Genomic DNA, 20,673 nt, shown 5'->3' with positions numbered 1-20,673 from the left:
GAACACACCACGACGCAGGGATCCCCTGCCGAAAACAGAAGGGACAAGACGTGAAACTGATCATTGCAGCGATCAAACCGTTCAAGCTTGAGGAGGTCCGGGAAGCCCTGACCGACATCGGCGTGCGCGGCATGATGGTGACGGAAATCAAGGGTTTTGGCGCCCAGTCGGGCCACACCGAGATCTATCGCGGGGCCGAATACGCGGTGAATTTCGTGCCGAAAGTGAAATTGGAAATCGTCGTGGCGGATGCGATGGCCGATCAGGTGATCGAAACCATCGCCAAGACCGCCGGCACCGGCAAGATCGGCGACGGCAAGATTTTCAAACTGGATGTCGAAGGCGCGCTGCGTGTGCGCACCGGCGAAATCGACGGCGACGCGATCTGAGCGGCCGGACAGGAGACAACGACATGACCTACAAGAAACTTCTTCCCCTTGCGGCGACGGCAGCCATGCTGCCCGGGCTCGCTCTCGCACAGGATGCGGGCGCAGAGGCAGCCGCCCACACGCAATTCATCCTGACCTCGGTCCTGTTCCTGCTGGGCGGGGTTATGGTGTTCTGGATGGCGGCCGGGTTCGCGATGCTGGAGGCCGGGCTGGTCCGCTCCAAGAACGTGACCATTCAGCTGACCAAGAACGTTGCGCTCTTCTCATTGGCGGCAATCATGTACTGGCTGGTCGGCTATGGCATCATGTATCCGGGCGACTGGCTGATCGAAGGCTGGCTGGGCCCGTTCTTCGCGGTGACCTCACTGGATCCGGTTGGGGTGGGCGCCGATGCGGTCGACGTGGGGTATGCCGCGGGCGCGTCCGACTTTTTCTTCCAGCTGATGTTCTGCGCCACCACGGCGTCGATCGTGTCGGGCACCTTGGCCGAACGTATCAAGCTGTGGCCGTTTCTGGCCTTCGTGGTCGTGCTTACGGGCTTCATTTATCCGATCGAAGCCAGCTGGCAGTGGGGCGGCGGTTGGCTGTCAGAAGCCGGGTTCTCGGACTTCGCCGGGTCGACCTTGGTGCACGCTGCCGGTGGATTCGCAGCGCTGGCAGGCGTGCTGATCCTGGGGCCGCGTATTGGCAAGTACAAAGACGGGCGTACCGTGCCGATGCCGGGCTCGAACCTGGCGCTGGCAACGCTTGGCACGTTCATCCTGTGGCTGGGCTGGTTCGGGTTCAATGGGGGATCGCAGCTGGCGATGGGCACGATCAGTGACGTGTCGGACGTGGCGCGCATCTTTGCCAACACGAACATGGCGGCAGCAGCCGGGGCGCTCGTGGCGATGGCGATGACGCAGGTTTTGTACAAGAAAGTCGACCTGACGATGACCCTGAACGGTGCTTTGGCCGGCCTGGTGTCGATCACTGCCGAACCGCTGGCACCTTCGCTGTTCCAGGCGTTGATCATCGGCGGTGTCGGTGGCGTGATCGTGGTTTTCGTGGTGCCGCTGCTGGACCGGCTGAAGATCGACGATGTGGTTGGCGCCATTCCGGTGCACCTGGTTGCGGGGTTCTGGGGCACGTTCATCGTGGCCTGGACCAACGATGGCGCGTCCTTCGTCACGCAGATCATGGGCTTTGCCGCGATCGGGGCCTTCGTCTTTGTGGTCAGCTTTGTCTTCTTCACCATCATCAAGGCCACGATGGGCCTGCGTGTCGGGGAAGAGGAAGAGATCAACGGGCTGGACATGGCCGAGCTGGGCATGGAAGCCTATCCGGAATTCACCAACGGCTGATATTGCTGAAAGCTGAAACAGATCGACCCGGGCGCGTCAAAGCGCCCGGGTTTTTTCGTCCGACGTTGCCAAGCGGTGCGCCTTCGGCGCGCATGATGTCTCGCCAGCGCCCTGCGGCGCAGTCTCGGATGGACGCGCGAGTGAGAGGGCGATGCTCAGCCGAAGCTGCCCTGGCAGAACCAGCCTGCGGACAGCGCGCCACCGTGGGCATAGTAGATCCACAGGCGCTGCCCCTCGCTGGTGTCGACCATCCAGTAATCGCGCTGTCCGGTGCGCCAGGCGTCGTCGTCCATCCACCATTCGGCAGCGATCCGTTCCGGCCCCGTCGCCCCCAGAACGGCCAGGGTCCGCCCGCGCCAGCGGATCAGGGCGGGCAGCATGGGGCTGTCGGGGATCAGCACCGGTTCGGGGCGCCAGACCATCACCGGGCGTGGCCGTCCGGACTGAGCCCAGGTCGTCGCGGCAGGCGCCCAAGCGGCGGCCAGGGTAATCTCGGCTTTCTCGGGGATGTGGCTGTCGGCCGGGGCCAGGCGGGTCAGCGCCTCCAGCCCCAGCCGGGCACCGATCCGGCCCATCAGGTCTTCAATCCCCTGCGCATCATTGCGTGCGCCGACGCTGGTGGGGCCGCGGTGTTGTTCGGGGCTCAGTGCCTCATGCCCCGGCACGGTCAGACGCAGTTGGTCGATGCCGAAGCCCGCATCCAGATCGCCCAGCTTCATCGCCAGAAGCGGGCGGATGCGGTCGGGGTCGGTGCTGGGGCGGGCCAGGCCAACCTCGACCCCCTGTTGGCTGTGATCGCTGCGTGACAGCTCCAACCGCACGCGCCGCGCGCCGCGCCCTTTCTGGCGCAGGCGGTCGCAAAGCGGCGGCAGCAGGCGGTCAAGCCCGGCCAGGATGTCCTCCTCCAACCCGATCGGTTCGGGAAACCCCATGCGCACGGCAAAGCGCATCGGCGGGCGGGCCGGGGACACCGGCTCGGGCTCCACCCCCAGCGCCTGATCCAGTCGTCGCACCAAGTCGCGGCCGAAGCGGCGTGCAAGGCCTGCGCGCGGGGTGCCCAAGATGTCCTCGACCCGGCGCAGACCCAGCCGGTTCAGCCCCGCGACCGTGTCGGCGGGCAGGCGCAGGGCCATCAGGGGCAGGGGGGACAGGGCCGCGCGGGTCGCGCCGGGGGCAGCAATGCGCGCCGCTTGCGCCGCAACCGCGTGCTGGGGCGCGGCCCCGCCGCGGGTCCAGTGCCGGCGCTTGCCTCGTGCGGCCCGCGACCGGGTCGCGCGCGCCTCTTGGTCGATCGCGTCGCCGCCATGCGCGCCCGGGGCGTCGTGGGCCTGCGCGCCGGAAAACCGCGCCAGCGCCCAGGCCGCCCCGACCGTATCGGCCAGCCCCGTGCGCACGGTCAGCCCCAGATCGGCGCAGTCGCGGCTGGCTTGCTCCATCAACGTGGCTTCGCCACCGAACAGGTGCGCGCAACCGGTGATGTCCAGCACCAGGGAGGTGGGTGGCTCTTCGCTGACCCAGGGGGAAAACTTGCCAGCCCAGCGTCTGAGCAGGGTCAGAAACGCCGCCTCGGCCGCCGGGTTTTGTGGGCGCGAGATCAGGTCGGGGCACATGGCGCGGGCATCGCGCAGCGGTTGGCCGGGGGTCAGCCCCGCCAGCTCGGCCTCATGACTGAGCGCACTTAACACCTGCATGTTGCCTTGATCTCTGACCACCGCCAGCGGCCCCGGCACGACCCCGCGGGTCTGGCGCATGAGGCGTTCGGCCCCCAGCCGGGGAAACCACAGAGACAGGATACGGCGATTGGTGGGCATGGCAGCACAAATGTTCTTGGTTTGTTCATAATATGCCACCCGGTGGGCCGAGTCGAGTCCGGGCTTGCGCGAAAGTCATGCGATGCGGGTCAGACGCACCAGACGCGGGTGATAAGCCCGCCATCATCCACTGCGATGTTCAGCCGGTCAGGGCGATAATCCGCCGTGACCGCCATGCCGGGGTGGATCACACGCAGGGCGCCCTTGATCTCAAGTTCGGCAATGATGCCCGCGTCTTGGCCGATCAGCCCCTGCAACTCACCCGCGCCGCAGCTGGGTGTGAAATCCACTGGCCCTGGGTCAGGGCGCGACAGTGGCGATTGGCAGGCCATCAAGGCGGCAAGCGCCAAAGCAAAAAGCGGAAATCTGGTCATGCCGAATCCTCATCCGAAATCGGTGCCGGACGCAAGGAAAAGCCAGTCAGCCGCAGGTGATCTTCGAAATTTTTCCGGCTGCGTTGATCGTGACGTTCATGCGGCTGGGCTGCAAATCCATCGTGACCATGTCACCGGGGTGGATGATCCGGTGTGGTGTCGGAAGTTGCACCGCCTGCAAGACAACTTCGGGTTTGCCCACCAGATACTGAAGCTGCGAGGCACCGCAATCGGTGGGGGTCTGGATCGGTGTCGGCAGGCATGCGGCAAGGCCCAGCATGATCGCGCCGACGAAGGCTGGAAAGACAATTTGTTTCATGCCGCGATGAAACGCCCGATGTCGCCCACAGGCAAGGGCCGGTCGCACAGGAGTTGAAAACGCGCGGGGTTTCGCGCACCGTGTGGGAAACATCACGAGGAGATCCCGAAATGCGCACCCGAGCCGCCGTCGCCCTTGAAGCCGGCAAACCGCTGGAAATCATGGAAGTGAACCTGGAAGGGCCGAAGCACGGCGAGGTTCTGGTCGAGATCAAGGCCACCGGCATCTGCCACACCGACGAATTCACCCTGTCGGGCGCCGACCCCGAAGGGCTGTTTCCCGCCATCCTGGGCCACGAAGGCGCGGGCGTGGTGGTCGAGGTCGGGCCGGGCGTGACCACGCTTGAGGTCGGCGATCACGTGATTCCGCTCTACACGCCCGAGTGCCGGGAATGCGAATACTGCCTGAACCCGAAGACGAACCTGTGCCAGTCGATCCGCTCGACCCAGGGGCAGGGGCTGATGCCGGATGGCACGTCGCGATTTTCGATGCTGGATGGCACGCCGATCCTGCACTACATGGGCTGTTCGACCTTTGCCAACCACACGGTGGTGCCGGAAATCGCCCTGGCCAAGATCCGCAAGGACGCGCCGTTCGACAAGGTCTGCTATATCGGTTGCGGCGTGACCACCGGCATTGGCGCGGTGATCAACACCGCCAAGGTGGAAATCGGCAGCCGCGCGATCGTGTTCGGTCTGGGTGGTATTGGTCTGAATGTGTTGCAGGGCCTGCGTATGGCGGGGGCGGATCAGATCGTCGGCGTGGACCTGAACCCGGCCAAGGTCGAAATGGCCACGCATTTCGGTATGACCGATTATGTGAACCCGACCGAGGTCGAAGGCGATCTGGTGGCGCATCTGGTCGAGCTGACCGGCGGCGGGGCCGATTATACCTTTGACGCCACCGGCAACGTGCAGGTGATGCGCGCGGCGCTGGAAAGCGCGCACAAGGGGTGGGGTGAGTCGATCATCATCGGCGTGGCGCCAGCGGGCGCCGAGATCACGACCCGTCCGTTCCAGCTTGTCACCGGTCGCGTCTGGCGCGGCACCGCCTTTGGCGGCGCACGGGGTCGGACGGATGTGCCCAAGATCGTTGATTGGTACATGGAGGGCAAGATTGAGATCGACCCGATGATCACCCATACGATGCCGCTGGAGGACATCAACAAGGGCTTTGACCTGATGCATGCGGGTGAAAGCATCCGCAGCGTGGTTCTTTACTAACCGCCACGCCGCCCCCACATAAGGGGGAACGCATTCCGGGCCCGCCACGCGCCGCGTCGGCGGGCCCCAACCGAAAGATACCCAAATGCCGAATGGCACCACAAACCTGTTGGCCGTCCTGATCGACGCCGACAACATCCCCGCACGTCATGCCGAAGCGATCCTGAAGGAAATCACCACCTATGGTGAACCAGCCCTGCGCCGCGTCTATGGCGACTGGTCGTCCGGGCGGCTCAAACCCTGGGCCGACAAGGTTCACGCGCTGGGCCTGGTCGCGCATCAGGAAACTGCCAACACGAAGGGCAAAAATGCCAGCGACATCGGCCTTGTGATCGACGCGATGGACATCCTGCATACCGGACGCTTCGATGGGTTCGTCCTGGTCAGTTCCGACAGCGATTTCACCCGCCTGGCCAGCCGTATCCGCGAAAGCGGCAAGGACGTGATCGGGATCGGCGAAGGCAAGGCACCCGAAAGCCTGCGCAATGTCTGCAACCGGTTCATCTTGATCGAAAACCTGATTGATGAACCCGCGCCGGTCAGCAAGAAAGGCAAGCCGACCGAACCCTCGGGCAAACGGCCCCCGGTCGAGGCCGTGCCGCTGATCATCAAGGCGATGGACAAGATCAACCAAGACGACGATTGGTACGAACTTGGCCAGATCGGCACCGCGATCACCGCCGACAATCCGGATTTCGACACCCGGACCTATGGCAAGCGAAAGCTCAGCGATCTGGTGAAAGAGCTCAAGCGGTTCGAGACGCGCCATGTCGGCAACCAGCTTCACCTGCGACGGGTTGACTGATCTACGGGACTTGCGCCGACCCGGCGCATCGTTAGATTAGAACCATTCCAATTCAAGAGGTTTCGTCATGATCCCCGGTGTTGTCACCTCCCGTCGTCGTTTTGCGGACCTGTCCGAACAGGAAATCCTGGCCCTGGCCATTTCCAACGAAGAGGACGACGCGCGCATCTATCGCCAGTATGCCGAGCGTCTGCGCACGGATTTCCCCGCGTCGGCCAAGGTGTTTGACGGCATGGCCGAGGAGGAAGACGGCCACCGCCGCATGCTGATCGACGCGCACAAGGCGCGGTTCGGCGACGTGATCCCGTTGATCCGGCGCGAACATGTGTCGGGGTTCTATGCCCGTCGCCCGATCTGGCTGGTCGAGAACCTGGGGCTTGAGACAATGCGCGGCGAAGCACGCGAGATGGAGCGTCAGGCCGAGAGGTTCTATCGCAAGGCCGCCGATCTGACCTCGGACGCAGATACCCGAATGCTTTTGGGGGATCTGGCGGCGGCCGAGGCCGGTCACGGCGACGTTGCAGGCAAGCTGGAAGAGGAACACCTGAGCGGTGACGCGCGCAGCGAGGAAGACCGCGATGCGCAGCGGCAGTTTTTGCTGACCTGGGTGCAGCCCGGTCTGGCGGGGCTGATGGACGGGTCGGTGTCCACCCTGGCGCCGATCTTCGCGACCGCATTTGCCACGCAAGACACGCACACGACCTTCCTTGTCGGTCTTGCCGCCTCGGTCGGTGCTGGCATCTCGATGGGTTTCACCGAGGCCGCGTCGGATGATGGCGAATTGTCAGGCCGCGGCAGCCCGGTCAAACGCGGCTTTGCCAGTGGCATCATGACCACGCTGGGGGGGCTGGGTCACGCGTTGCCCTACCTGATCACGGATTTCTGGACCGCCACCACGATCGCGTTGATCGTGGTCTTTGTCGAGCTCTGGGCGATCGTGTGGATCCAGAACAAATATATGCAGACGCCGTTTCTGCGAGCCACGTTCCAGGTGGTGCTGGGCGGGGCCTTGGTGTTTGCAGCCGGTGCGATTATCGGCGGAGGATAGGCGGGGTGGAAAAGCTCGGCGCCAGATGTCTGCATTGAGCCCAAATCCGACAAATGCCGCGCGAACCACAAACAGACGCAAAGCACGGATAGCTGCCGTTGAGACCGGAAAGAACGGCCCAAACCTGCCGTTCGCTGCATGGGCAATTCCCTTCGTAAGACGAACACACACTCTGCGGGATAAAGCGGTCATTCTTAACTGCCAACGCAGAGCCCAAGAGCTGGTCAATGTCGGACAATGTCGGGGCCATAGCTGACGGATTGTTCTTTTATGGTAACGTGACCTCGTTTCTTCAGCTCTTCAACTAACGCCTCCAAGTTTTCTTGGTCCAAGGTCTTCATGAAAAGTGCGTTCACTGTTCCTTTGAGGGTTTTGATCTTTCTTGGACGCGCGGTTCCTCTGGACCTCAAGCTGTCAACGATCGCTTCTATTTTTTGGTCCGGCGTGCTGGCGTTTGAGATTTTGACGAATGGAATCTCTGAAAGGTCAACATGACGAAGAGCGCTGATCTTTCTTTGTCGCAAATGCTGAATCAGAGGGTCGAAGCCTTTGTCACGTGAAATTACGTGAAAATACGCATTGGCGTCTTTGGCTGCGACTTCTCCTAAATAAAACGCAATATGAAAGTCCAAAGCGTTCGAGCCATTCCCTGTTATCTTCTGATAACCTGCGTTTTCTCCCAAATCCTGCAATTCCTTGGCGAAATCAAAAGGAACACTCTTTTGGTTGGCCCCTACGAATACTATCAGCGTGAAGGCATGCCCTCGAAGTAGCCCAAGGTTCTTGGGTTGAACATTCTCAAAGTCGACTAGGATGTAGTTGTTTTTCAAGGGACGTGATCCAATTCAAACCATATGCAAAACGAAATACTGGTTTAGGTCAAGGCGACCGCGACTCTGCTAACATGTTTTGGCGCCGTTGTGTCTGCTATGGGCTCTTTCCAGACCTCGGATGCTTCGCAGCATCCTGTGATATGTTGCCTCGATCAACGTCTGGTTGTCGTTGTGGGAGGGAATGGCGGATCGGAGGATCAGTCATGGAAAAACCAACCTTACCTGCCATTCGCGCGCTTCGCCCCGCTTGGAACAAGGGCCGCATCGTCGGTCAGAAACGCCCATTGAAGCCAAAGCATGTCTGGGCGATCAGGGTCCGGCTGGAGCTCGCTGAGAACCATCGTGATCTCGCCCTTGAAGATGCTTTGACCATCGCAGAAGCCTTCAAAATCTAACAAAAGAGGCCGCTTACCGGGGCGGCCCATTCCTGTCACCCGTCGCCGGCTCGGCTCGGATCGCTTCGCGGCGGCCCGTCAAAGGAGACGTTCGCTGCGATTGCGAAAACTTGGAAAGTCCTAATGATCACAATACGGGACGCTCACGTCTTTGCGTGCCGCGGGTTGGATGGCGGCTCCCAGCCCGTCACGGCCAACGCAATCATCTTTTAACGTGTAAACTGGATATCGCGGCGCCGAGGTCAGACGTGGCTGTTGGTGGAGAACGGCTCCGCTAGTATTCCTCTCTTTGAGGTCTGGTAGGCTTGCGGGGTCAAGTTCAGGTCTTTGTGTAAACACGTTCAGGTCCGATAATCGGTTGGTCTACCGCGCCCCGGTTGGTAGCGGATTTCGAACCGCCTCCAACGTGGCTCTCAACATCTTGAAGAAACGATCCTCGGCCTGGTTTTCTTGCGCGTTCTGGCGACGGATGATTCCCAATGGCCGTTCGAATTGCGGATTGTCGAAAGGCAGGAACCGAAGCCGATCTTCAAGGTATGGGGAGGTCGTCGCCTTGGGCATCGACGTGATGAGGTCCGTTTCGGCCACGATATCCAGAACCGAGCGGATCGAGTCGGTTTCGCATCCGATTTGAACCGTTACCACCCCTGAGGCGATCATTGCGGCTTCGGTTTGCTGCCTGAGCAGGCTGCCCCTGGAATGGGCCAACCAGACTTGCGCTTCGAGATCCGCAGGCAAAATCCGTTTGCGTTTTGCCAACGGGTGTCCGGCTCTGCACAGGATACCGACCCGATCGTCGATCAGGGTCTCGAACGTAAGAGCGTCGGTCGAGTCGGCCAGGCTTTTCGGTCCAAGAACCACCTCAACCTGACCACGCACAAGCATGGAGCGCAACTCGTGAACCAATCCTGTGCGCAGCTCGACGCTGCAATCAGGGTTTTGTGCGATGAATTTGGACAACGCATTTGTGAGAAACTTTCCCGCGACAATTGGCGGGGCACCGATCCGAAGCTCGCCGACCGAGCCGCGGGTGATCTGACCAGCGACGGTCCCGGCCTGCTCTTCGGCAAGGCGAATGGCCAGCCCGCTGCGGGCAAGGCGCAACCCCAGCGCATTGGGCACAGAGCGACGACCGTCGCGTTGGAACAATGAGGAGCCAAGCCGTTGCTCCAGGGACCGCATGTTCCGGCTCAGGCCAGGTTGGGTCAGCCCGAGCCTGTCGGCGGCCGTTTGGAACGAACCTGCCTCGACGATGACGGAAAGCTGCGCCAGATGTTTGGGATCAAGTTTCATACCATTTCCTTATGAATGAGCGCTAAGGTTTGATTATTCGAAATGATCCATCTTTGCTAGTCTCTGGCAAATTCTAGGGAGGATTCCATGTTCAACTTCAAAAACGTCGTCAAGTCCGCCGGGCTTGCTTTGGTTGTCGGGCTTGCACCGACCGCCGGCACCGCCGAAATCTTCAAAGGCGAGACCGCAGGCGTCGGCGACCCTGTCCACACCATGTTCGTTGCCTTTGCGAACCAGGCTGGCAAGGCCGGTGTCGAAATCCAGGTGAACGCAGGGCAGACTTTGACCAAGTCGATGCTCAAAGGTGGCAAGGGCGAGATCGCCTTCTTCTCGACGGTACCGTCGCTGGTCAACCTGATGGCGGGCCAGGCGCGCATGTATGAAAACGTTGCAGATGCGCCCGACGCGGCCAAGAACCTGCGCGCCATTCTCGGCTTTAAAGCCGGGGCCTATCACCCCGTGACGCTTGCCGGGTCCGGCATCGAAAACTGGGAAGACATCGCGGGCAAAACCGTTTTCACCGGGCCGCCCGCTGGCTCGGCCTCGGCCACGTCCGAGGCGCTGATCAAGATCCTCACCGGCTATGTCGCGGGCGAAGACTACACCGCCGTGCGCCTGAGCTGGGGCGAAGGCTACACGGCGCTTTCGGACGGCAAGATCGACATGATGGTGCGCCCCGCCGAGATCGGCTCAGCGAATATCGAACGGTTTGGTCTGTCCGGCCAATTCCGCATCCTCTCGATCCCCGAAGACGCGCTTGCCAGCGAAGAGATGAAGGCCCTGTTCGGGCGTCCCGGTCGTGGCATGATCCAATTCGCGGGCGATCTTTATCAGGGTCAGTTGACCGAAGGTGATATCACCTCGTTGGGCTTCACACAGTTTGTCGGCACCCACGCGGGCGTGTCCGATGACGTGGTCTATGCTGCGACCAAGGCGTTCTGGGAGAACCTGGAAGAGGTGCATGCGACCGCGTTTTTCCTTAAAAACGTGACCGCGGAAACCGCATTTACCTCGGTCAATGTGCCTTTGCATCCGGGGGCCGCGCGTTACTACGACGAAGCGGGCATCACCATTCCGGACGATCTTCGCCCATAATCCCAAAAACTCCTGGCTGAACCGCCCGCGTGGTTCAGCCGCACGTCGCCCTTGCCTTGAAAGAGCTTTGCCATGACCGATGCGACCCTTGTTGCCAGCGGCACGACCCGTGTCTTCAAAATCGTCTCGATGTTTGCCTGTTTCGCTCTGGGCGCAATCGCGATCTACAGTTCTGGCGTTGGCCTGATCGACCCGAAGTTCCACCGTGCCGCTGGTTTTGCACTGGCGCTTATTGTCGGGGTGGCGGTGTCGCGGTCCGGCATGCGGGTAGCCAAGGAACAGAGCGCGGCGAAAGCAGGTGTCAGGCTCGGGGTCGACGTGCTGATGATCGCGGCGGGGCTCTGGTCGATCTGGTCCTTCCACTTTGTGCAAACACAAATGGAAACCGCGCTTTACGATGTAACCAACCGCGATGCATGGCCCGCGCTGGCCGGGCTGGTCGTGTTCCTGGAGCTTTGTCGCCGCATCTGGGGATGGGGGCTGTTCGGTGTCGGCGCCTTTGGTGTTCTTTACCTCATGTATGGGCAGAACCTGCCCGGCATCCTGGAACACACCGGCTTTTCACTGAAAGAGGTCGCAGAAGCGCTGTGGTACAACACCAACAAAGGCGTGTTCGGGTCGGTCACCAATATCGTGCTCAGCACGGTCTTCATCTTCATCATCTTCGGTGTGCTGCTGGAAGGCACCGGGGCGGGTGACACACTGTTGAAATTTGCCTTTTTGGCCACCCGGCGCACGCGCGGCGGTCCGGCCCACGCGGCGATCTTGGCCTCGTCGCTGTTTGGCACCATGTCGGGATCCACGGTCGCCAATATCGTCGGCACCGGAACGTTCACCATCCCGATGATCAAGAAACGCGGCTTTTCCCCGACTTTCGCGGCAGGGATCGAAGCCACAGCCTCGTCCGGCGGCCAGATCATGCCGCCGATCATGGGCGCCGCCGCGCTGGTGATGGCCGACCTGACCGGGGCGGGATATCTGAACATCATTATCGCCGCGCTGGTTCCTGCGCTTTTCTACTATTTCAGCCTGTTTTCGGCTGTCACCGTCGAGGCGCGCAAACAGGGGATCGAGGTTCAGCCGCTGACCATGGACGACCGGATCACACGCGTTGACTTGATCAACTCGGTGCTTTTTGTCGGGCCAATCGTGACGGTGATCGGGTCATTGCTTGCCGGATTGTCCACGTCGGCCGCTGGCTTCTACGCCGTTGTCGCCCTGTTGGCACTGTCCGTCATCAACCCCGATGTCCGCAAGAACCCGCTCAAAGTCTGGCAGTCGTTCCTCAAGGGCGCACAGTCCGGCGCCACGCTGCTGATTGCTATTGCCGCGATCGGCATCCTTGTCGGCTCGCTCGACTCGACTGGCCTTGGTCTCAAACTCGCGAACGTGATCGCCGAAATCCGGGGTGAGAGCCTGTTCTCGGCCTTGCTGGTCGCCATGGCTGGCGCTCTGGTCCTTGGCATGGGGATGCCGACGCTGCCGGCCTATCTGATCATCATTCTTGTGATGGGACCGGCCATTCAGGCGCTTGGCGTGTCGATGCTGACTGCGCATATGTTCGTGTTCTACTATGGCGTCGCCTCGTCGCTGACCCCGCCAGTGGCCATCGCCGCCTATGCGGCCGCGCCAATTGCCCAAGCGAACCCGCTGATGACTGCCTTCATGTCCTTCCGACTGGGCATGGCAAAATTCATCATTCCGTTTGTCTTTGCCTTCTACCCGACAATCCTGATCATCGAGGAATTCAGCCTGTTGCCGTTCATCTGGATCGTGGCCCGGACCGGGTTCTGCATCTGGCTGTTCTCATCCGCCCTGTCGGGATACGACCGGCGCAAGTTGTCAGCCCCCGAAATCGTGGTGCGTTTTGTCGCTGCCTTCTCTGCCCTGGCACTCAGCCCGGCGATCCATTTGCCTGCCATAGCTGTCGGACTGGCCCTCATTTTCTGGGACATCCGCGCTGGCCGCTCGTCCAACACTAATTCCGGGGACACCACATGACCAAGCATCCGAATTTCCTTTTCATCATCACCGATCAGCACCGCGCCGATCATCTGGGTTGCTATGGCAACACGATAGTGCAAACGCCGAATATCGACGGGTTGGCGGCCAGGGGCACCCGTTGGGACAGGTTTTACGTCGCCAACCCGATCTGCATGCCGAACCGCGCGTCGATCATGACCGGCCGCATGTGCTCGGTCCATGGGGCCCGCCACAACGGCATTCCACTGTCCAAGGATCACACGACCTTTGTCGAGCTTTTGCGCGACGCCGGTTACCGAACCGGATTGATCGGAAAATCGCACCTGCAAAGTTTCACTGGGTTGCCCGCGACCAACAAATACGAACCCCGCGAAGGGATGTCGGCGCCGTCCCCGCACCTGCGCGATGCGTACAAGGACAACCGGCACTCAACAGACTACGACCTGGAAGTTGAGCCGAAATGGAACCGCCCGCTGGCAGAACGCCTTGATGGAGATTTCTACGGCTTCGACCATGTTGAAGTCACCACCGGCCACGCTGATCAGGCGGCTGGCGACTACATTCTGTGGGCGCGCGAGCAGCATCGCGATTTCGACAGCCTGATTGGACCGGAAAACGCCTTGCCCGACAACCGGATCGACGCGCCGCAAGCCTGGCGCACCGCGGTGCCCGAGGACCTTTACTCCACCTCCTGGATTGCCGACCGATCAGAAGCCTGGCTTGCCGAGCAGGCCGAACAGGATGCCCCGTTCTTTTTGCAGATGTCCTTTCCGGACCCGCACCACCCCTTCACCCCGCCCGGCCGTTATTGGGATATGTATGACCCGTCGGATGTCGACCTGCCCGCATCGTTCGGCCAGGGAGAGCTGCCTCCAATCAAGGCGATGCGCAAGGCCCTGGAGCAGGGAACCGACCCGCGCGACAATCAAAACCCATTTGCGGTCACCGAAGATGAAGCCCGCGCGATCATCGCCCTGACCTATGGCATGATCACCATGATCGACGATGCCATCGGCCGTGTCCTGAAACGGCTCGACGACCTGGGGTTGGCCGACAATACCGTGGTGATTTTTACCACGGACCACGGCGATTACATGGGCGACCACGGATTGATGCTGAAGCTGCTTTTGCACTACCAGGGCACCATCCGGGTGCCATTCATTTGGCACGACCCCACAATGCCAGAGGACGCCAAAGTCGAACCCGGGCTCGGCTCGTCGATCGACATCGCGGCCACGATCCTGACTCGCGCTGGTATCCAGCCGTTCAATGGGTTGCAGGGCCGTGATCTTTTCGCCTCCCCAGCCCCCGAGGCGGTAGTCGTCGAAGAAGACAGTCAACGCACGATGACCGGCTTTGACCGGCCTCAGCGGGTTCGGACCTTGGTGACGGACCGCTACCGGATGTCGCTGCGCGAAGGGGAAAGCTGGAGCGAACTCTATGACCTGCAGGACGACCCCTGCGAAACCAGGAACCTCTTTGATGATCCGTCCTGTGCCAATGTGCGCGCGCAATTGACCGAAGTCATGCTCAAACGATTGATCGATCTTCAGGACCGATCGCCGTTACCCGCCTACCGCGCCTGAAAATCGGGCCCGGGAAAACTCCGGACATCGCGGTGCATCCATCTCGGATGACCGAATGCTCGCGCCCGCAAAGGACAGCTGGCGTGAAGTGGCCCCAGCATAGGTGAAATGGGCTCAGGGTTGTCTTACGGCGTGGCTAAGGAGCTCTCCAATTCTCAGTTAACTGAATGTCAGCTTCCGTCCGGACGGTAGATTCCGGATGCATCCGCAGCGAAAGCCAGCTTCCGCCCGACCCGCCGAATGGTGATGTCCGCTTTGGGCTGGGACCGGTCGTTGGCACGGAGCAGGTCAAAGGCAGCTTCGTCCCGCAATTGGGACAACATACCCATCCCCCTCGCCACGCTTCCTCCCTCATGCTAGGCAAACGGCATGATTGATGTGTTGCTTCAGACCCTGCCGTTTTTTGCCCTGATCGGCCTGGGCTATGGCGCGGGACGCAGCGGGTTTTTTCCGCCCGAGGCGACGGCCTACCTGACCAAGTTCGTGTTCTATTTCGCCCTGTCGGCGATGCTGTTTCGCTTTGCCGCCAACCTGTCGATTGGCGAGGTTCTGTCCTGGCCGTTCATCTGGGCCTATCTGATCGGCACAAGCGCGATCTACTTGCTGGTCACCGCCGTGGCGCTTCTGCGCAAGCGCGGCGTCGAGGAGGCCGCGGTTGAGGCGCAATGCGGCGTTATCGGCAACGTCGGCTTTCTGGGTATTCCGATGCTGGCGATGCTGTTGGGCGAGGCGGCGGTGGGGCCCGTCATGATGGTTCTGGCGGTGGACCTGATCGTTTTTGGCAGCCTGATCGTCATCATCATCTCGGCGCGGCGTGATGGGCGGCTCAGCCCCGGGGTTTTGATCTCGGTCGCCAGGGGGTTGATGAAAAACCCCATGATCGTGTCGATCGTCCTGGGCTTTGCCTGGTCCGCCTGCCGCCTGCCGATCCCCGATCCGATGAACGATTTCCTGGGCATTCTGGGCGCCGCCGCCACCCCCGGCGCGCTGTTTGCCATTGGCGCGTCCCTGGCGGGCAAATCTGCCGAGCGCATCAGCGTCGCGGGCTGGCTGAGCTTTTCGAAACTGGTGCTGCACCCGGCTGCGGTGGCCGTGCTGGCGCTTGCGGTTTTCCCGGTTGAGCCTTACGCGGCTGGGGTGATGATCTCTGCCGCCGCGCTTCCTGTGGCGGGCAATGTCTATATCCTGGCGCAGCATTATGGTGTTGCGCCGCATCGTGTCTCGGCTTCGATCTTGATATCGACCGTGCTGTCTATCCTCACCGTGTCCGCGGTCATCGCCTGGGTGTCCCCGTGATCCTTCTGAGCGCCGCTTACCGCCTGTTCTTTCCCGCCGCCGGCTTGTTTGCCGCGCTGGCGCTGCCGGTCTGGCTGCTGCTCTACGCGGGTGGGGGCGGGCTGATCGTGGATCCGCTGGGCTGGCACATGCATGAAATGCTGTATGGCTACCTGCCCGCCGCTTTGGCCGGGTTCCTGCTGACCGCGGTCCCGAACTGGACTGGGCGTCCGGCCCTGACGGGCGGGCCGCTGGGGGGGCTGTTTGGCCTGTGGTTGGCCGGGCGCATCGCGATGGTCGCGGGGTTTGACACGCTTGCGGCCACGCTGATCACGCTTGCGTTTCTGCCTGCGCTGGCCGTGATTGTCGGGCGTGACATCATCGCGGCGGGGAACCGGCGCAACCTGGTGGTGGTGGCGATGATCGTCCTGCTGTGGCTTGGGCAAGGGGTGTTCCTGGTCGTCGATGACGGTCTGGGCGCGACCCTGGGCTTTGCCACCGCGCTGATCCTGATGACGCTGATCGGCGGGCGGGTGACCCCGGCGTTTTCGCGCAATTGGCTGAAGCGGCGCGGGGACAGCGACCTGCCGGCGCCGTTCGGCATGGTGGACCGGGTGGCGATGGGTCTGACTGTTGTGACGGCGGCCAGTTGGAGCGCGCTGGGCGTGTCGTCCCTCACGGGCTTGATCGCCACGCTGGCGGCGGCGGCGATGGCGCTGCGCCTGTCGCGCTGGCGCGGCTTTGCCGTGCGCGGCGAGGTGCTGTTGCTGGCGCAACACGCGGCCTATGGCTGGCTGGTCTTGGCGCTGGCCTTGATGGCGTTGGCGTCGCTGGGCGATCTTGCCACGCTCAGCCAGGTCCGCCATGCGTTGGGCGCGGGGGCGATCGGGACGATGACCATCATCGTCATGCAGCGCGCCATTCTGGGCCATTCGGGGCGTGACATCACAGGCACGCGGCTGGACTGGGTCCTGTTCGCGGCTCTGCATCTTGGCGCCGCATTGCGCATCTTTGCGGGCTGGGTTGGGGACCCGATGCCGCTGTTGCATGTGGCGGGCAGCCTGTGGGCGCTGGGCATGCTGCTGTTCGTGGTGCGCACAATTCCGATTGCACTGGCGCCGCGTGTCTAGTTAGCTGCGCGGCAAGCAGTCCAAAGGAGCGACCCCATGAAAACCGTATCGGAAAACGCCTGTTTCGGCGGTGTGCAGGGGGTGTATGCCCATGCCAGCAAGGCCACTGGCACCGACATGACTTTCGGCTTGTTCCTGCCTGCCGAGGCGCAGGACGGCCCGGTACCGGTGCTGTGGTATCTGTCGGGGCTGACCTGCACCCACGAAAACGCGATGACCAAGGCAGGCGCACAGACCTGGGCGGCGGAGCAGGGTATCGCGCTGGTCTTTCCCGACACCTCGCCGCGCGGCGAAGGCGTGGCGGATGACGAGGCCTATGACCTGGGCCAAGGCGCGGGGTTCTATGTGAATGCCACGCAAGCGCCCTGGGCACCGCATTTCCGCATGTGGGATTATGTGACCGAAGACCTGCCGGGCCTGATTTTTCAGGAATTCGCGCTGGATGCGGACCGGCAGGGCATCACTGGCCACAGCATGGGTGGCCACGGCGCGCTGACCATTGCGATGAATTTGCCGGAAAGGTTCCGGTCGGTATCGGCCTTTTCGCCAATCACCCACCCGACCGCCTCGGACTGGGGCCGCAAGCAGCTAAGCGCCTATCTGGGTGCGGATGAGGCAAACTGGGCGGCGCATGATGCGTCTCTTTTGATGGCTGAGAAAGGGTTTGACGGCCCGATGCTGATCGACACCGGCACGCAGGATCAGTTCATTGACCTATTGAAGCCCGAAGCTCTGGCCAGCGCCATCGCCACGCGGCGCCAGCAGGCGACGTTCCGGATGCAGCCGGGCTATGACCACAGCTATTTTTTCGTGTCGACCTTCATGGAGGACCATGTGGGGTTCCACGCTGAGGCGCTGTACGCGTGATTTATGTCGACGCCGATGCCTGCCCGGTGAAGGCCGAGGCCGAGGTGGTGGCGACGCGCCACAAGGTGCAGATGTTTGTCGTCTCGAACGGCGGACTGCGTCCGTCGCCCAACCCGTTGGTCGAGATGGTCTATGTCGCCGATGGGCCGGACGTGGCGGATATGTGGATCGCGGATCGCGCTGGCAAAGGCGACGTGGTCGTCACCGGAGACATTCCGCTGGCCGCGAAATGCGTCGAAGCGGGCGCGCGGGTGCTGCGCCACAATGGTGAGGCGTTCACCCCGGCCAATATTGGCCAGCAGCTGGCCACCCGCGACCTGATGGCGGATCTGCGTGCGGCCGACCCGTTTCGCCAGGGCGGCGGGCGTGCCTTTTCCAAGGCGGACCGGTCGCGGTTTCTGGACGCGCTGGAGCGCGCTGTTCGGGCCGCTGCGTCCGAGTGACCCTCGCGCCTTTCCCGGACAACGCCCACCCACCCGCCCCGTTGCCCGGGAAAGGCGCTTTGCGACCCTGTCGCCTGTCGCGGGCGGGACAGACCGGTGCGACACGTCCGAGTGAAATGCCGATATGAGCGAGCGGAACACCAACCTTGTCGGCATCACCTCGGCGCTGGGCGCCAGTGTGCTGTTCACGATCAACGACACGACGATCAAGTTCCTGTCGGGGGATTATGCCCTGCACCAGATCGTGCTGATCCGGTCGCTCATCGCCTTTGCCGTGATCACATTGCTCCTGTTGCCGTTGTCGGGCGGATTCGGCCAGTTGCGCACGCGGCGGTTCGGGGTCCACGCTTTGCGCGGCGGCTTTGTGGTGTTTGCCAACATGTGTTTCTTCATGGGCCTGGCGGCGATGCCGATTGCAGACGCAACGGCGATCTTTTTCGTCTCGCCACTGGTCATCACGGGGTTTTCCGTGATCTTTCTGCGCGAACAGGTGGGCCCGCGCCGCTGGGCTGCGGTCGCGGTGGGGCTGCTTGGCGTTCTGATCATAGTCCGCCCCGGCGCCGACAGTTTCCAGGCGGCGGCGTTGCTGCCGCTGATGGCTGCGGTCGGCTATGCCAGCCTGCACATCCTGACCCGTCGTCTGGGTGCCACGGAAAGCCCGATCAGCATGGCGTTCTATATCCAGTTGATCTTTGTCCTGGTCTCGGCTGGCTTCGGCATTGTCTTCGGCCAGGGTGCTTTCGCCGACGTGTCGAGCGCGTCGACCGATTTCGTCACCCGCGCCTGGGGTGTGCTCCAGCCCGAGGACTACCGCCTGTTCATCGTGATTGGCCTGGCCAGCGCCTTTGGCGGCTGGCTGATCAGCCGCGCCTATGCCCTGTGCGAGGCCGGCCTGGCCGCCCCGTTCGAATATGTCGCGCTGCCGCTGGCGATCTTTTGGGGCTGGCTGGTTTTCGAGGAATGGCCCGATGCATGGGCCTGGGTCGGCATCGCCCTGATCGTCACCTCAGGGCTCTACATGGCCTGGCGAGAGGCCGGGCAGGGGCTGCGCCTTACAACCCGGCGCCCGAAACGGCGGTGACCACTTACGGTTTATTCCCCTTAGGCGTTTGTCCACCTTCGATCATACTCGCTCCAACCGGGCTTGGGGTGCGTCCGGGCTGCTTGATATTCAACAATCGCCCCGGAAACAGGAGGGACGTGACATGGAACAGCTGATCATCAGCCTTGTGTCGGGTGCCGTTGGTGGGAACGTGGCCGGCGGTGTCTTGAAGAATTTGAACCTTGGCGTGCTGGGCAATTCCATTGCCGGTATCGTGGGTGGTGGCCTTGGTGGCCAGATCCTGTCGATGCTGGGCGCGGGCGGCCTGGCCGAGGCCGCTGGCGGCGGCGGGATGGATATCGGTGCCATCGTGGGGCAGGTCGCCTCGGGTGGGGTTGGCGGCGGTGTCGCCCTGGCCGCGGTCGGCCTGATCAAGAACATGCTGGCGAAGTAAACCGCGCCGGTTCGGGTCGCCTGGTGTGCACCACGGGCGGCCCGCTCTTGCCTATTGCGCCCCTTGAAAGTAGGCAGGGTCCAACGGACCAACACGCGGGGGCAAAGCCATGCCACACAGCAATCCGAAAACGCTCGTTTCCACCGAATGGCTGGGCAAACACCTGAGCGACCCTGATCTGCGGATCGTCGATGCGTCATGGTATCTTCCGGCGATGGAACGTGATCCGAAGGCTGAATATGACGCAAGTCACATTCCCGGCGCGCGCTTTTTTGACATCGATGAAATCGCGGACCTTCGCTCTGACCTGCCGCACATGGCGCCGCCGGTCGAAAAATTCATGTCGCGCATGCGTGCGATGGGGATCGGGGATGGTCACCAGGTGGTCGTTTATGATGGCGCCGGGCTGATGTCCGCCGCCCGCGTCTGGTGGCTGTTTCGCCTGATGGGCAAGATGGATGTGGCCGTTCTGGACGGGGGGTTTCCGAAATGGCAGGCTGAGGGGCGTCCGGTCGAAGACCTGCCCCCGGTGGTGCGCGACCGCCACATGACCGTGCACCGTCAGGCGCATATGGTGAAGGACGTGACCCAGGTCGCGGCAGCGGCAAAGCTGGGGAACTACCAGATCCTCGACGCCCGCTCGGCAGGGCGATTTGCCGGTACCGAGCCCGAGCCGCGCGAAGGTCTGCGCGGCGGGCATATCCCGAATTCGAAAAACGTACCATTCACCGAGCTTCTGACCGAAGACGGCACCATGAAAGACGAAGCCACCCTGCGCAGCGTGTTTGACGCTGCGGGCGCGGACCTGTCGAAACCCGTCATCGCCACCTGCGGCTCCGGCGTAACCGCTGCCGTGATCTGCCTTGCGCTGGAACAGATCGGCCACGATCGCCATGCGATCTATGACGGAAGCTGGTCCGAATGGGGCATGTACAACGACCTGCGCGTCGCAACCGGAGAGTAAG

21 protein-coding genes and 1 pseudogene are annotated in these 20,673 nt (G+C 62.3%); 16 read left to right on the top strand and 6 right to left on the bottom strand.

Annotation, left to right across the window (positions count from 1 at the left end):
* Positions 1-50: 50 nt before the first annotated feature.
* Entirely contained in the window at positions 51-389 is a 339-nt protein-coding gene (locus MN188_RS08770; RefSeq protein WP_242108035.1) for a P-II family nitrogen regulator, read from the top strand.
* Positions 390-412: 23 nt separating this feature from the next.
* Entirely contained in the window at positions 413-1,732 is a 1,320-nt protein-coding gene (amt, locus tag MN188_RS08765) for an ammonium transporter (protein WP_242108033.1), read from the top strand.
* A 155-nt stretch (positions 1,733-1,887) separates the two neighbouring features.
* Here amt and MN188_RS08760 read toward each other — a convergent pair whose 3' ends face one another.
* The 3 genes from MN188_RS08760 to MN188_RS08750 form a co-directional block, all read right to left on the bottom strand.
* Positions 1,888-3,543 carry a DNA polymerase Y family protein gene (locus tag MN188_RS08760; protein ID WP_242108025.1) on the bottom strand — a complete coding sequence of 552 codons (1,656 nt, stop codon included), beginning with the start codon at positions 3,541-3,543 and terminating at the stop codon, positions 1,888-1,890.
* An 89-nt stretch (positions 3,544-3,632) separates the two neighbouring features.
* A complete protein-coding gene (locus MN188_RS08755) occupies positions 3,633-3,917 on the bottom strand; it encodes an I78 family peptidase inhibitor (RefSeq protein WP_242108016.1) in 285 nt (94 codons plus the stop codon).
* 46 nt (positions 3,918-3,963) lie between these two features.
* Positions 3,964-4,236 (bottom strand): I78 family peptidase inhibitor, encoded by a 273-nt coding sequence (locus MN188_RS08750; RefSeq protein WP_242108014.1) that lies wholly within the window; start codon positions 4,234-4,236, stop codon positions 3,964-3,966.
* A gap of 110 nt (positions 4,237-4,346) precedes the next feature.
* Here MN188_RS08750 and MN188_RS08745 point away from each other — a divergent pair, with 110 nt between their 5' ends.
* From MN188_RS08745 to mbfA, 3 genes are all read left to right on the top strand, one after another.
* Positions 4,347-5,459 carry an S-(hydroxymethyl)glutathione dehydrogenase/class III alcohol dehydrogenase gene (locus tag MN188_RS08745; protein ID WP_242108012.1) on the top strand — a complete coding sequence of 371 codons (1,113 nt, stop codon included), beginning with the start codon at positions 4,347-4,349 and terminating at the stop codon, positions 5,457-5,459.
* Positions 5,460-5,544: 85 nt separating this feature from the next.
* The gene (locus MN188_RS08740; RefSeq protein ID WP_242108004.1) at positions 5,545-6,264 is read left to right on the top strand and encodes an NYN domain-containing protein; all 720 of its coding nucleotides are present in this window, start codon (positions 5,545-5,547) and stop codon (positions 6,262-6,264) included.
* A gap of 67 nt (positions 6,265-6,331) precedes the next feature.
* Positions 6,332-7,312 carry an iron exporter MbfA gene (mbfA, locus tag MN188_RS08735; RefSeq protein WP_242108002.1) on the top strand — a complete coding sequence of 327 codons (981 nt, stop codon included), beginning with the start codon at positions 6,332-6,334 and terminating at the stop codon, positions 7,310-7,312.
* A gap of 224 nt (positions 7,313-7,536) precedes the next feature.
* Here mbfA and MN188_RS08730 read toward each other — a convergent pair whose 3' ends face one another.
* Positions 7,537-8,142 carry a PIN domain-containing protein gene (locus MN188_RS08730; protein ID WP_242108000.1) on the bottom strand — a complete coding sequence of 202 codons (606 nt, stop codon included), beginning with the start codon at positions 8,140-8,142 and terminating at the stop codon, positions 7,537-7,539.
* A gap of 206 nt (positions 8,143-8,348) precedes the next feature.
* On the opposite strand from MN188_RS08730, the pseudogene MN188_RS08725 reads away from it, so the two are divergent.
* A pseudogene (locus tag MN188_RS08725) lies at positions 8,349-8,501 on the top strand (integrase); the annotation flags it as partial.
* A gap of 402 nt (positions 8,502-8,903) precedes the next feature.
* On the opposite strand, the gene MN188_RS08720 reads toward MN188_RS08725, so the two are convergent.
* Positions 8,904-9,833, bottom strand: a complete 930-nt coding sequence (locus tag MN188_RS08720; RefSeq protein ID WP_242107998.1) for a LysR family transcriptional regulator — start codon at positions 9,831-9,833, stop codon at positions 8,904-8,906.
* Positions 9,834-9,920: 87 nt separating this feature from the next.
* Here MN188_RS08720 and MN188_RS08715 point away from each other — a divergent pair, with 87 nt between their 5' ends.
* From MN188_RS08715 to MN188_RS08705, 3 genes are all read left to right on the top strand, one after another.
* Positions 9,921-10,928: a TAXI family TRAP transporter solute-binding subunit gene (locus MN188_RS08715; protein WP_242107996.1), complete on the top strand. Its 1,008-nt coding sequence runs from the start codon at positions 9,921-9,923 to the stop codon at positions 10,926-10,928.
* Between the two features lie 72 nt (positions 10,929-11,000).
* Positions 11,001-12,929: a TRAP transporter permease gene (locus MN188_RS08710; RefSeq protein WP_242107994.1), complete on the top strand. Its 1,929-nt coding sequence runs from the start codon at positions 11,001-11,003 to the stop codon at positions 12,927-12,929.
* A complete protein-coding gene (locus tag MN188_RS08705; protein WP_242107992.1) occupies positions 12,926-14,497 on the top strand; it encodes a sulfatase family protein in 1,572 nt (523 codons plus the stop codon). Before MN188_RS08710 ends, MN188_RS08705 begins: the two co-directional genes overlap by 4 nt.
* Before the next feature lie 170 nt (positions 14,498-14,667).
* Here MN188_RS08705 and MN188_RS08700 read toward each other — a convergent pair whose 3' ends face one another.
* On the bottom strand, positions 14,668-14,826 hold the full coding sequence (locus MN188_RS08700) for a hypothetical protein (protein ID WP_242107990.1): 159 nt from the start codon (positions 14,824-14,826) through the stop codon (positions 14,668-14,670).
* 40 nt (positions 14,827-14,866) lie between these two features.
* Here MN188_RS08700 and MN188_RS08695 point away from each other — a divergent pair, with 40 nt between their 5' ends.
* From MN188_RS08695 to sseA, 7 genes are all read left to right on the top strand, one after another.
* Positions 14,867-15,793 (top strand): AEC family transporter, encoded by a 927-nt coding sequence (locus tag MN188_RS08695; protein WP_242107988.1) that lies wholly within the window; start codon positions 14,867-14,869, stop codon positions 15,791-15,793.
* On the top strand, positions 15,790-16,902 hold the full coding sequence (locus tag MN188_RS08690) for an NnrS family protein (protein ID WP_242107986.1): 1,113 nt from the start codon (positions 15,790-15,792) through the stop codon (positions 16,900-16,902). Before MN188_RS08695 ends, MN188_RS08690 begins: the two co-directional genes overlap by 4 nt.
* Positions 16,903-16,938: 36 nt before the next feature.
* Positions 16,939-17,769, top strand: a complete 831-nt coding sequence (fghA, locus tag MN188_RS08685; RefSeq protein ID WP_242107984.1) for an S-formylglutathione hydrolase — start codon at positions 16,939-16,941, stop codon at positions 17,767-17,769.
* A complete protein-coding gene (locus MN188_RS08680) occupies positions 17,766-18,212 on the top strand; it encodes a YaiI/YqxD family protein (protein WP_242107983.1) in 447 nt (148 codons plus the stop codon). The genes fghA and MN188_RS08680 overlap by 4 nt, the downstream gene beginning before the upstream one ends.
* 124 nt (positions 18,213-18,336) lie before the next feature.
* A complete protein-coding gene (locus tag MN188_RS08675) occupies positions 18,337-19,293 on the top strand; it encodes a DMT family transporter (protein WP_242107981.1) in 957 nt (318 codons plus the stop codon).
* Between the two features lie 124 nt (positions 19,294-19,417).
* Positions 19,418-19,708, top strand: a complete 291-nt coding sequence (locus MN188_RS08670) for a hypothetical protein (protein ID WP_242107979.1) — start codon at positions 19,418-19,420, stop codon at positions 19,706-19,708.
* Between the two features lie 109 nt (positions 19,709-19,817).
* Positions 19,818-20,672 (top strand): 3-mercaptopyruvate sulfurtransferase, encoded by an 855-nt coding sequence (sseA, locus tag MN188_RS08665; RefSeq protein ID WP_242107978.1) that lies wholly within the window; start codon positions 19,818-19,820, stop codon positions 20,670-20,672.
* The last annotated feature ends 1 nt before the right edge of the window (position 20,673 follow it).

It is taken from the genome of Aliiroseovarius subalbicans, from assembly GCF_022678625.1.
Taxonomy (GTDB): Bacteria; Pseudomonadota; Alphaproteobacteria; order Rhodobacterales; family Rhodobacteraceae; genus Aliiroseovarius_A; species Aliiroseovarius_A subalbicans.
The sequence above is the reverse complement of the archived record's forward strand: the minus strand, read 5'-3'. Positions and strand labels throughout refer to the sequence as shown.